Below are 11,386 nucleotides of genomic sequence, written 5' to 3' on the forward strand. Positions count from 1 at the left end.
GTAAAAGCGATGTCGTTGTGGGATAGAGCGATGCTGTCTAGACGTTTCATCATAGAAACCATCAACGACCAGTTAAAAAACATCTCTCAAATAGAGCACTCTAGACACCGCAGCGTACATGGTTTTATGCTCAACATGATTGCGGGACTCATCGCCTATCAATTGAAAGACAATAAGCCACAACTGAACATCACTAACGCAGAGTTTAATGCTATTACAGTTATGGCTAGTTAAACCGATCTCAGGTTAATTAGTGCATCAATTGCTAAATAAAAAATCCCCGCACTTAGCGGGGATTTTGTTATTTGTTCAAAGGGTTACACAAATTGCCTGATGGCGATCGCGATGATCAGTACTGGGCACACATACTTCACGTACCTTGGCCAAATGCGCCAGAAGAGTCCTGTGGTATCGACATCATCTTGTCCACGAATCGCCTTAAGTAATTGTGTTTGGCGCCAAATCCAACCTAAGTAAATCGCGATGCCAAGGGCGACCAGCGGCTGGGCGATTTGGGTGGTGAGCATAATAGTGACGCTAAATAACGTCTCAAAAAATACCGCCAGTAATAGAGATAATGAGGTCAGTAATAGGCCGATGATCAAGGTGGCGCGCTTGCGGCTGAGTCCGAATTTTTGCATCACATAGCTAGTCGGAACTTCGGCGATGGAAATGGCTGAAGTCAGGCCGGCGATGATCAGCAGAATAAAGAACACCACGCTGATGATGAGGTTGGCGGTGTCTCCTAAGGTCGAAAATAAAGCGGGTAAAACAGTAAACACCAGCGCATCTGAATCGAGTAATTTGCCCTCGGCGTTAAAAATCTCCACGCCATTATGCTGGGCCACATACATGGCAGGGATAATCAAGAAAGCGGCGAGAAAGGCGATGCCACTATCGGTAAAGGCAACCCAGACGGTCAGCTTGGCGATATTCTCTTTTTGGCTCAAATAGCTGCCATAAACCATCATGGCACCTGTGCCTATGGTGAGGGAGAAGAAGGTTTGTCCGAGTGCGCTGATCAAGGTATCTGGCGCCAGTGCCTTGGCAAAGTTAGGCGTTAATAGTGCGGTAATGCCTTCGCTCGCGCCATTAAGAGTGAAGATATACGCCACGCCTGCGATCAGCATGATCAACAATAAGGGCATCAAGCGTTTCGACCATTTTTCTATGCCTTCTTGTACGCCTTGCAGCAATACCAGAAATACGAGTGTGCTGAAGATCAGCGTGAACACCAGATTGCGCGACAGCGAGAAATCCACTAACCAAGCTGCGGTGTCGTTCGAGCCCAAAGCTTTGGCAATCGGGGCGATGGCGTAGCTGACAAACCAGCCAGAAAGAATGCTGTAGAAGGTATAGATTAATCCCGCGGTGACGATGGAAATCAAACCTATCGCCTTGCCTAAACCGCGAGTTAGGGTGTTGAAGCCGAGTTTGCCCATGGCATCGGCGGGATTGGTCTGTCCGTGGCGACCTATCATGAGTTCGGCCATTAACATGGGAATGCCTAGGATGAAAATCAGTACTAGGTAAACCAGCAAAAAGGCTCCGCCGCCATGGGTGGCTGCTTGGGTGGGGAATCCCCAAATGTTACCTACACCAACGGCGCTACCGGCTGCCGCCATGATAAAACCTAAGCGTGAGCTGAAGTGGTTAGTCGAACTTGTATTGGCCGATTGCATTGTGCCTCCCGTAAAAAGAAGGCGTATCTTAGGCGGATAAATTAGGATTTCAACGCAATTTTAGTGCGTTAATTTGGTGTTAATTTGCAATAATTTATCGGTTTTTGACTATAAGTTAATGTTGTGTGCCGCCTATCTGTTTTGTGCGAGATTTTATTGCTATCAGGTGCGACTGATGGTTGAGATTTGGCGAATCATTGCGATGATAAAAATTCATTGAATTGTGATCTTATGGTCAAAAAATACCGTATGGCAGATGTCTAACCGCTATTTTGTGCTATGACTGTTACTTGTGCCGCTGTCTTGTTTGCGGTGTTTGCTGTGACTGTTGAGTGTTGGCTTATGCTTGAATGTTGACGTGCCCTAAGGGAATGGCCGTGTGGTCCTTAACCTTTTTGAGGACAAAGCTGGAATGCACCCCTGCGATATGCACGTTGGTCGTGAGTTTATCTAACAGGAAAGTGCGAAAGTGCGCCATATCTTGTACTAGCACTTTAAGTTGATAGTCGGCCTCAGAGCCCGTGATCAGCGCGCATTCTTGGACTTCTTCGTAGGCGAGTGCATTGGTTTCAAATTGATTGAGAATCGCCGGCGTATGTTTCTCCATTCGAACATGGATATACGCGGTCAAATGCAGGTTGAACTTATCCGCCGACAGACGCGTTGCATAATCGGCAATATAACCCGCTTCTTCTAAGGCTTTAACACGGCGCGAGCAAGGAGATGGCGATAGTCCGACTTTATTGGCCAGTTCGAGATTCGATAATCTGCCGTGAGTTTGCAGTAAGCGCAGAATTGTTAAATCGAGTTGATCGAGTTTGTAGGGGTGAGTGTCTGTCATTGAAAGCTTAGGGTTAACTGAGTCAGCCTCTAGTTTGCCAGTCTTCGCGGACTTTGCCAAAAATCTTGATCAAATGAGACATTTTAAGGTTGTGACAGTGATAACGGATAGAGATTTTGGGAGTCGTGCTGTTTGGAACTCCCGTTATTTACCGCTATTGTTATGATACTAATAAGAGTGAGACACTGTATGCGCTTGAGTTTGTTGCTAATCTGCTTATTCATATTACCGACTTATGCATTTTCTGCATCGTTAACCATTGGTAGCGCTCTAAATCGACCGCCTTATATTATCGAAGATGCTGAATCAGGGCTTGAGATCGAGATTATTAAGGCCGCGTTTAAGGAAATGGGGCAGCCAGTCAACTTCAAATTCTACTCTCGTAAACGCCAAGTTTTATATTTCAATAAAGATCGATTAGATGCTGTAATGACGATGAACCCTGCAAATGGCGTTGATGGTTATTGGTCCAATGATTATGTTGAATATACCAATGTGGCGATCAGTTTGTCCGAACAACACCTTGAAATAACACGTATTGTGGATCTTAAAAAGTACAGTGTCGCCGCTTTTGAAAATGCTCGCTTCTTACTTGGCCCTGAGTTTAATGCCGTAGCGCAACAGACTATTTATCGTGAAGTCGATAGCCAATTAAGCCAGAACCGTATGTTGTACTTAGGTCGCATTAATACTGTGATTGCCGATCGTTATATATTCGCTCAACTGAATAAGTTCGTTGAGGATGATGTTGATACCCAGCAAGCATTAAGCTACCACTTTATTTTTCCCCCAACATCCTATCGAATGGTGTTCCACAACTCAGTGGCGCGGGATACTTTCAATCAAGGGCTCGCTAGAATTAAGGCCAATGGAATTTATCAGGCTCTAGTGGCAAAATACTTAGGCAGTGCTTAGCAATGCCTAAGTATTTAACTTCATAGTGTTTGAAGCTGTCGTATGTGAGTCGACAGCCAAATCCAGACGCTGAATTAACAGCGTTAGCGCTCAGATCCTTTAGCAAACGCATGCGAGAGTGGACGCAACTTACTGACAAAGAACACGCTACATCCGCTGATGATGGCGGCTAAAAAGGTTGAAAACAGTACATCCTGTGGCCAATGCATGCCAAGCAGCATACGGCTTAATCCCATCAAAAATCCCCAGCTCCATAACGCCATGACTAAGCTAGGTAATCCAGCGAGTAGCAAATAGTAGCTGGCGGTAAGCACTAGCGTCACAGCAAAAATGGTATGTCCCGAAGGAAAAGAATAGCCGATTTCATCTTCCCAATGCTGATGGATCCGTGAGTCGAGTTTTAAGGCGGGTTCTGCAGCGATCAAGCCATCGAGTGCATTGGCAATTGTCTTTGAACGTGACTGTTTATCCAATTGATAAAAGGCATCGAGTGAAAGCGGTTCATGCTTAGGCAGTGCTTGTTCTGCTAGAAAAACGAGATTAGGTCTGGGTTCTTTAAAATAGGATTTGAGGGTGTGGCTTAAGCCTAAACTGATAACTTGGCTGAGGCTGATGGCAAAAAATAAACTTATAAAGAGTGGTTTAGGCATATGACGATAGGCGATCGCCAATACAAACAAGACTGTTACGACGCCATAGGGCGCAGTACCTGTCATGGTAATCCAATATAAGGTTTTGGCTAAGGTAGAGTGCAGATCGATCAGTGGAAACAGCTGATTCTGTGTCAGTAATAGTAAGCCCGGAATGGTTGCCAACAGTATCCAAGCTAAACCTAAACGGCGTAAAAGATAGACGCTATGGGTCAAAATATAAGCCTCTTCATAAAACGCCATAGGCTACAACGCGGCAATGGTTTTGCCAATAAAAAAATCCCGACAGCAAAAGATGGTGCTGTCGGGGGTCTTCAAGGGTGGATCGGTAGGGCGCTATTGCGCCGTGTTCTTAGGGTGATGCCTAGTCACGAACATCAAAATCAACAGTACGACTAACAGTAAACCTGAGCCCATCAATAGGGCGTAATCTTCCAGTTGCAGTATCGAGTACAGCACGGCATATAAACTCACCAGCATGATGCCTACTAATGCACCGCGCTTAATACTTGCTGTGGCACTCCCTACATAAGCCGATACCGACAGCACGGGAATACAGGCGGCAATTAAATAGGCATGCAAGAAGGCTAGATGTTCAGATAGCGAGAGTAGTAGCAAATAGAACAAGGCCATGGCGCTGCCGACTAACACATATTGAATCGTGCTTAGGCTGGTTTTTTGTCCGATTTCGAAGATAAACAACATGATAAAAGTCAGCACGATAAACAGTAGGCCGTATTTTACCGAGCGATCAATCTTGCCGTAGTGAGTCACTGGTTCGAATAAAATCGCATTGGCCGACACTTCAGTGAGAGTCGATTGATTACTCTTAATAAACTCTTGTGGATAGTTACGGGTTAAGTGGCTGATATTCCAACTTGCAGTAAAGCCTTGCGCGTTGATGTCCCGTTCTGCGGGTAATAATCCCTTAAAGCTTGGATGCGGCCAGTCGGCGCGAATATTGATTAGCGTTTGCTCGCCTAGTGGCAATGCGCTGATAGACTGAGAGCCGCGTAGTGTCATGGCAAAATCCACACTAAAATCACTCGCTTCGCTGACTTGGATCTTTTGATTAAAGCCTTTTTCTAAACCGCCAGTGGTTAACCCCGTGCCAGACATCAGTGATCCAGAGAGTAATGTCGATTCACCGGTGATTTCAATTTTTTCTACTTTATCAATTGCTTGATTCGATGACACCCCAAAGACTAACCGGGCATTTTTGTTATCGAAGGCGATAAGGTTAGGAATATCATAACGGTTAAGGCTGAAGTCGGCCTGACCTTGTAGAGCTGCGTTATACACCAGCGATTGATAAATGCCACGGGTGCGAAAATCATGTTTTAGGTCTAAGTCGAGGGTGAGCTTTTTCGGTAGGATCACTAGCTCATCTTGATAGGTACGCTTCACTTCATGGCGAGTTTTACCGTCGTTACTGACTTCTTCTTGCAACACAAAATAGCTGTAAGGGATCACCAGCGCAGGACCTGAGAGGGTTTGCTGCTCACCCCATGAACGGCCGATTTCATCGACAACGCTGTGGTAAAGGGCTTGGCGATCAGAAGTCATATCCATAATGATCCCCAGCGGGATCAACGCGAGGATTGACAGTATGCCAATGGTTAAGGCTTTTAATAAGGTGGTGTTTTTTAATGCCGTTCCCTTTGCGGTGGCTACTGCCCACGGTTCTTGTGCTGACATATCGATTCCTTGACTTCGATTAAATTTTTTGAGGAGTGCTCGCACCACTAAATAGGCTGCGCTACCAAATAAGGCCAAACTAAGTAGGGTGAGTACCCAGAAAATAATGCTGAACATTGAATTTCATTCCCTATGAAATACGACCGAGACTTATCCGCTAAGATTGTGCAGAGTTAACTCGGTATCACGGCGGGTATTAAAACAGATTTTTTTACAAAAGTTGCGGGCAAGTTGCTGATCAATAGTGGCAAAATTATGGCGATTGCCGCTAAATCCATACTCATTATTCAAGTTTATGAATCTGATAGTGGGATGTCTTTGCCAAATTTTGGGTGTTTTTTCTCGTAGTCATTTTCTTTTTTAATATGTTTGAGCAGTGCTTCGAAGCTTTGTTTAAAGACGTCAAGTTCTGCGGAATAGACTACGGCATGGTGGGAAAACCAGTGGTGTTTTTCTCGATCACGGTTATTGTAATCGGGCCAAATACGCAGCTCATACTCATCACCCATGACGACAATGACATAGGCAATGGCGCCATTGCTAAAGATGATACATTGGGGCAAGTACACCAGCTCTTCGCCTTTAAATAACTCATACTCTATCGCTTCGGTGCGCCAACTCACTATCGGTAGCGGCGCCTCGATAGAGCAACCAATCGACTGATGCTGATTAAACAGTACGGCGTTAATGTCATCCATTGAAAAGGGCTGGTGATCGCCATTTTTAGCAGCAAGTGAATACAAGATATTCATCAAAAATGGCAGCTTAGTGCCATTACCCGTTTTGCGGCCGCAGAGTTGTGCTTGGCGATAGTAGATATTCATCATCAATCCTTAATGAAGAGCCTATGCCAGATAGGCTCTATTTCGAGTCGTGAAACTAACGGGCAGGTAAACCGATAGCCGTTAAGGTATAAATGGCTTATGTTATCCGAAGATACTGCCTAGTGAGTAGACTTGTGCGCACATTTCACAAACCTACTCATTGAATCGTGTGCTAAATACTTTTATTTTCAGTTTGTTATATTTTTCTCTGGTCTGGTATTGGCTGGTCGTTGAATTTGGAGAATCGATGTCTAATCCCTTTTCACCCCGCGAGTGGCTGCAATTAAATATGCAGCAGCAAGGATTATTGCAACCATATACCTCAGTCGCCGAGGCAATTTCACGTCTCAGTTATGTACAAATTGACTCTATCAACGTGGTTGAGCGAGCGCATCATCATGTGCTGCATAGTCGTATGCCAGAATATCAGCCAAAGATGCTCGATATGGCTTTAGCCAAAGGAGAGATCTTCGAATATTGGTCCCATGCGGCAGCTTATTTACCTATTGCCGATTACCGTTTTAGTTTGCAGCGTAAACAGCAGTTGCAAAATGGCGGTAAGCATTGGTTTGAGCCCGACGATAAAATAATGCAGGAAGTGCGGGCGCGAATCCTTGCAGAAGGGCCACTCAAGGCCAGTGATTTCGAACATAGTGAAGCTAAAAACGGTGCCTGGTGGGATTGGAAACCCGCGAAAAAAGCCCTAGAGCAGCTGTTTATGCGTGGTGAGCTGATGGTGGTGCGGCGGGAAAAATTCCAGAAGGTTTACGATCTCACTGCGCGGGTACTACCAAAAGATGTTGATGCTCAAGCACCGACAGATAGTGAGTTTACGCGCTATTTGATTGATCGTTATCTCGATGCCCACGCCTTCGGTACTGCGGCGCAAATGGCTTATTTACGCAAAGGTATGAAATCAGCAGTAGCCCAAGAGTTGGCAGAGTTGTTAGCTCACGGGTTATTAGCATGTTTTAAGATGGCGGGCCAAAGCTACTTTTATCGCCCTTCATTACAGCTAAATGCACCATTACCTAATAAAGTGTGGCTGCTTAATCCCTTCGATAATTTATTGATCCAACGGCAAAGATTAAAGCAATGGTTTGATTTTGATTATCAAATTGAAGTCTATGTCCCAGCCGAAAAGCGTCAGTATGGTTATTATTCTTTAGCAATTCTGTGGCGCGACACTTTTGTTGGCCGCGTGGATGTTAAAGCCGATCGCCAAGCTAACCTATTGCTATTACAGCAATTGATTTTAGAAGTGGGTGTGATGGTGAATGGCTTAGATGAGGATTTCTGTGTGGCCTTTGATATCGCAGTCAGTGAATATGCTCGTTTCAATGGTTGTGACCGCTGGAAGTTAGTTAAGGCTAACCATAAAGGCCTTAAGCAAAAGTATGCTCGCCAACAAAAGCTTTAATTATTTGTCTCTTTAGTTGGAGCATCCATAAAGCGAAAGCAGCCATACAGTAAGATTAGATACAGCAGTGGCAACGCAGCAATGACTAAAGATGAAGAAGTCGCAGTGCTATCGCTCGTAATGCGATAACAGGGGATATACACGGCGGGATAAATTAGGCTTCCCCATAGAAAACACTGATTCATCAATCGATAGATAAAAGCGGGTTTAATGCTTGATTGACTGGCCAGTCCCATCAAACTGGCGAGAAGCACACCGGGATAAGTGAGTAGCGGCAGGCCACCAAGCAACAATAATCCCCAAAGAAGATAGTCCTGATAGTGTGTGCTGATTGTGACATCCATTGTAGCTTCATTCCTTGATTGTTCGACGCTAAAGCATTAAGTCTGTTTATGCTCTGGTTGCAGCGGTGGTTTTACTGCCAGCCCTTGCTGCATCTTAAGCCAAAAGCTTTGCTGACATAGATTGCTAAAGGATTTTTGCTGCGGCGAAATCGCAATATGAGCTGTTACAACCCGATAGCTGAGCCAATAATCTTCACAAACCATGTCTGACGCATAAGCTTGTTTATCTTGCTCGCTTAGCTTGCTAATCACAACCCCATTATCGAAGTGATAAAGCGTTATGGACTCACAAATCTCCACATTATCATCGAGATAGGTTTGCTGCTCGTTTGATTGGCTTACCACGTAGACAGGGCTTGGATAGCCTTCAATAGCAAGGATATAGCTGGCGAGTTGTTGCATTATTTCCCCAAGTGACTCAATGCTTGAAGTGTTAAAAATAAAAAAGCACAGCTGCGCTATCGCTAACTGTGCTCTTTCAAACATGCATGATAAGTTAGCCCGCCGCGTTGAGCTTTTTTTCTAACTCATTGACTTGAGCTTGTAGGGCTTCTAATTTTTCGCGGGTTTTCAGTAGTACATGTTGCTGCACATCAAATTCTTCACGGGAAACCATATCCAACTTGAGCAATTGATTTTGCAGTACTTGCTTACTGCGCTCTTCAAATTCACCGGCAAATTGCTTTAGACCACTGGGCAAACTTTCGCTCAATTGTTTCGCCATTTCTTCGATTTTCTTTGGATTGATCATAATCTTGTCCGCCTCTTTACTGAATCGCTCGATTGTAACTCAGTACGTTAGCTTTCAAAAGTAAAGCAGACGCGTGAACACTTTAGTTGGCTGTTGTTGGGGTTTATATCACGGAGAGGCTTATCTACAGAGTTGAGTTCTGCTCAACCTAAGCGGGGATTTGTTAGCCTTAAAACTGTCGATTCTGCTATGATCCCATCCCTTTCTGTCGACTTGTTTGGATATTGCGCAAAGATGAAACTCAATCCCGCCCAAAACGATGCTGTTCATTATGTTTCAGGCCCTTGCCTAGTCTTGGCGGGTGCGGGTAGTGGTAAAACGCGCGTAATTATCAATAAAATCGCTTACTTGGTCGAAAAATGTGGCTATAAGGCGCGTAATATCGCGGCGGTGACCTTTACCAATAAGGCTGCCCGTGAGATGAAAGAGCGGGTCGCTCAGTCGATGGGCCGCAAGGAAGCCAGGGGTCTGTGGATTTCAACCTTCCACACTTTAGGGCTTGAGATCATTAAACGCGAGCATAAGGTCTTAGGCTTAAAGCCAGGCTTTTCGCTGTTTGATGATCAAGATACCTTGGCACTGCTCAAAGAGTTAACCCAAGACGAGTTGGATGAAGATAAAGATTTACTTAAAGCGCTCGCCAGTACGATTTCAAACTGGAAGGGTGGCTTAATTATTCCCGATCAGGCGCGCAAAATCGCTAAAGATGAGCAACAGCACTTATTTGCTATGTTGTATCAGCGTTATGCTCAACATATGAAAGCCTATAACGCTTTAGATTTTGACGATTTAATCCTGATGCCAACCTTATTGTTACGCCACCATGAAGAAGTGCGGACGCGCTGGCAAACCAAGATCCAATATTTGCTGGTGGACGAATATCAAGATACTAATACCAGCCAATATGAAATGGTAAAGCTATTAGTGGGTGATCGGGCGCGCTTTACTGTGGTGGGGGACGACGATCAGTCTATCTATTCATGGCGCGGTGCTAAGCCACAAAACCTCGTGTTATTGGGTAAAGATTTTCCGCAGCTTAAGCTGATTAAATTGGAGCAGAACTACCGTTCTAGCCAGCGGATCCTTCGGGCTGCGAACATTCTTATCGCTAATAATCCCCATGTTTACGATAAAGCCCTGTTTAGCGAGCTTGCCTATGGTGAGCCGCTGCGGGTGCTGTTTGCCGCCAATGAGGAGCAAGAGGCCGAACGTGTCGTTGCTGAAATTGTGCGGCACAAGTTTGTCGGCCGTACTCAGTTTGGCGATTATGCGATTTTGTATCGGGGCAACCATCAATCACGGTTACTCGAACGCGCACTGATGACGAACCGTATTCCTTATAAATTGAGTGGTGGTACGTCATTTTTTGCTCGTGCTGAAATTAAAGACATCATGGGCTATCTAAAGCTCGTGGTGAATCCCGATGACGATAATGCTTTCCTGCGCATCGTGAATTTGCCTAAACGTGGCATAGGCCCATCAACCTTAGAGCGCTTAGGTAATTTTGCCAACGAGAAGCATATTTCTATGTTTGCGGCGATTTTTGAGCCTGAACTGAATCATCATTTACCGCCTGCGGCTATGTCATCTTTATATCAGTTTGGTCGTTTTATCGTGGAGACTGGGGATCATGCTGAACGTGGTGAACCCGTCGAGGCGGTGAAGCATTTGATCCGTAAGATCAATTACGAAGATTACTTATACGAAACTAGCACCAGTGCCAAGGCCGCTGAAATGCGGATGAAGAATATCTCAGAGCTTTACCGTTGGGTGACTGAGATGCTCGCGGGTGATGAGTTAGACGAGCCTATGACCTTGCCAGAGGTGGTGACTCGATTGACGCTCAGGGACATGATGGAGCGTAATAGTGAGGATGAAGGCGGTGATCAGGTGCAGTTGATGACCTTGCATGCTTCTAAGGGCTTAGAGTTTCCCTTCGTGTTTATGGTTGGAGTAGAAGAGCGTATTTTGCCCCATCAAACCAGCATAGACGAAGATAACGTCGATGAGGAACGTCGGTTGGCATATGTGGGTATCACTCGAGCTCAACGAGAGCTTTGGTTCACCCTCTGCCGCGAAAGGCGCCAATTTGGTGAAACCATGCGTTGTGAGCCAAGCCGTTTCTTACTTGAGTTACCTCAAGATGATGTGGTGTGGGAAAACCGTAAGCCACAACAAACGGAGCAGGAGCGGATGCAAACGGGGCGAGCAAATATTTCTAGCTTAAGAGATATGTTTAAAAAATAGCGAGCGGTTTCGCT

At 45.2% G+C, this 11,386-nt stretch carries 12 protein-coding genes; 4 read left to right on the plus strand and 8 right to left on the minus strand.

Annotation, left to right across the window (positions count from 1 at the left end; translation table 11 throughout):
- A partial coding sequence (locus L5M11_RS21835) for a transposase (protein ID WP_263186495.1) occupies positions 1 to 234 on the plus strand: 234 nt, incomplete at its 5' end.
- Positions 235 to 317: 83 nt separating this feature from the next.
- Here L5M11_RS21835 and L5M11_RS21840 read toward each other — a convergent pair.
- Together L5M11_RS21840 and L5M11_RS21845 are read right to left on the minus strand one after the other, a co-directional pair.
- Positions 318 to 1,682, minus strand: coding sequence for a sodium-dependent transporter (locus L5M11_RS21840; protein WP_263174005.1), 1,365 nt, complete (start codon positions 1,680 to 1,682; stop codon positions 318 to 320).
- 340 nt (positions 1,683 to 2,022) lie between these two features.
- Positions 2,023 to 2,523, minus strand: a complete 501-nt coding sequence (locus L5M11_RS21845) for an Lrp/AsnC family transcriptional regulator (protein ID WP_105253008.1) — start codon at positions 2,521 to 2,523, stop codon at positions 2,023 to 2,025.
- A gap of 189 nt (positions 2,524 to 2,712) precedes the next feature.
- Between L5M11_RS21845 and L5M11_RS21850 the strand changes: the two genes are divergently transcribed.
- Positions 2,713 to 3,438 carry a substrate-binding periplasmic protein gene (locus tag L5M11_RS21850; RefSeq protein WP_263186722.1) on the plus strand — a complete coding sequence of 242 codons (726 nt, stop codon included), beginning with the start codon at positions 2,713 to 2,715 and terminating at the stop codon, positions 3,436 to 3,438.
- An 83-nt stretch (positions 3,439 to 3,521) separates the two neighbouring features.
- On the opposite strand, the gene L5M11_RS21855 is transcribed toward L5M11_RS21850, so the two are convergent.
- The 3 genes from L5M11_RS21855 to L5M11_RS21865 form a co-directional block, all read right to left on the minus strand.
- Positions 3,522 to 4,331 (minus strand): phosphatase PAP2 family protein, encoded by an 810-nt coding sequence (locus L5M11_RS21855; RefSeq protein WP_263187171.1) that lies wholly within the window; start codon positions 4,329 to 4,331, stop codon positions 3,522 to 3,524.
- A 93-nt stretch (positions 4,332 to 4,424) separates the two neighbouring features.
- Positions 4,425 to 5,903: a cell envelope integrity protein CreD gene (gene creD / locus L5M11_RS21860; RefSeq protein ID WP_263163982.1), complete on the minus strand. Its 1,479-nt coding sequence runs from the start codon at positions 5,901 to 5,903 to the stop codon at positions 4,425 to 4,427.
- Between the two features lie 176 nt (positions 5,904 to 6,079).
- The gene (locus tag L5M11_RS21865) at positions 6,080 to 6,610 is read right to left on the minus strand and encodes a hypothetical protein (protein ID WP_263163984.1); all 531 of its coding nucleotides are present in this window, start codon (positions 6,608 to 6,610) and stop codon (positions 6,080 to 6,082) included.
- Positions 6,611 to 6,857: 247 nt separating this feature from the next.
- Here L5M11_RS21865 and L5M11_RS21870 point away from each other — a divergent pair, with 247 nt between their 5' ends.
- Positions 6,858 to 8,030 (plus strand): winged helix-turn-helix domain-containing protein, encoded by a 1,173-nt coding sequence (locus tag L5M11_RS21870; protein WP_263186723.1) that lies wholly within the window; start codon positions 6,858 to 6,860, stop codon positions 8,028 to 8,030.
- On the opposite strand, the gene L5M11_RS21875 is transcribed toward L5M11_RS21870, so the two are convergent.
- From L5M11_RS21875 to ubiK, 3 genes are all read right to left on the minus strand, one after another.
- Complete coding sequence (locus L5M11_RS21875; protein ID WP_168825950.1) at positions 8,027 to 8,374, minus strand: hypothetical protein; 348 nt, start codon at positions 8,372 to 8,374, stop codon at positions 8,027 to 8,029. The two genes, L5M11_RS21870 and L5M11_RS21875, sit on opposite strands and share 4 nt — an antisense overlap.
- Before the next feature lie 36 nt (positions 8,375 to 8,410).
- Entirely contained in the window at positions 8,411 to 8,776 is a 366-nt protein-coding gene (locus L5M11_RS21880; protein ID WP_263180203.1) for a hypothetical protein, read from the minus strand.
- 94 nt (positions 8,777 to 8,870) lie between these two features.
- Positions 8,871 to 9,125 (minus strand): ubiquinone biosynthesis accessory factor UbiK, encoded by a 255-nt coding sequence (ubiK, locus tag L5M11_RS21885; protein ID WP_006083441.1) that lies wholly within the window; start codon positions 9,123 to 9,125, stop codon positions 8,871 to 8,873.
- A 234-nt stretch (positions 9,126 to 9,359) separates the two neighbouring features.
- Here ubiK and rep point away from each other — a divergent pair, with 234 nt between their 5' ends.
- Complete coding sequence (gene rep / locus L5M11_RS21890; protein WP_173247979.1) at positions 9,360 to 11,372, plus strand: DNA helicase Rep; 2,013 nt, start codon at positions 9,360 to 9,362, stop codon at positions 11,370 to 11,372.
- Positions 11,373 to 11,386 lie beyond the last annotated feature (14 nt).

It is taken from the genome of Shewanella sp. SM87, assembly GCF_025653705.1.
Classification (GTDB): domain Bacteria; phylum Pseudomonadota; class Gammaproteobacteria; order Enterobacterales; family Shewanellaceae; genus Shewanella; species Shewanella oncorhynchi.

Coding starts and splice junctions, on each gene's coding strand:
- L5M11_RS21840 (WP_263174005.1), bottom strand. CDS start 1,682: ATGCAATCGGCCAATACAAGTTCGACTAACCACTTCAGCTCACGCTTA.
- L5M11_RS21845 (WP_105253008.1), bottom strand. CDS start 2,523: ATGACAGACACTCACCCCTACAAACTCGATCAACTCGATTTAACAATT.
- L5M11_RS21850 (WP_263186722.1), top strand. CDS start 2,713: ATGCGCTTGAGTTTGTTGCTAATCTGCTTATTCATATTACCGACTTAT.
- L5M11_RS21855 (WP_263187171.1), bottom strand. CDS start 4,331: ATGGCGTTTTATGAAGAGGCTTATATTTTGACCCATAGCGTCTATCTT.
- creD (WP_263163982.1), bottom strand. CDS start 5,903: ATGTTCAGCATTATTTTCTGGGTACTCACCCTACTTAGTTTGGCCTTA.
- L5M11_RS21865 (WP_263163984.1), bottom strand. CDS start 6,610: ATGAATATCTACTATCGCCAAGCACAACTCTGCGGCCGCAAAACGGGT.
- L5M11_RS21870 (WP_263186723.1), top strand. CDS start 6,858: ATGTCTAATCCCTTTTCACCCCGCGAGTGGCTGCAATTAAATATGCAG.
- L5M11_RS21875 (WP_168825950.1), bottom strand. CDS start 8,374: ATGGATGTCACAATCAGCACACACTATCAGGACTATCTTCTTTGGGGA.
- L5M11_RS21880 (WP_263180203.1), bottom strand. CDS start 8,776: ATGCAACAACTCGCCAGCTATATCCTTGCTATTGAAGGCTATCCAAGC.
- ubiK (WP_006083441.1), bottom strand. CDS start 9,125: ATGATCAATCCAAAGAAAATCGAAGAAATGGCGAAACAATTGAGCGAA.
- rep (WP_173247979.1), top strand. CDS start 9,360: ATGAAACTCAATCCCGCCCAAAACGATGCTGTTCATTATGTTTCAGGC.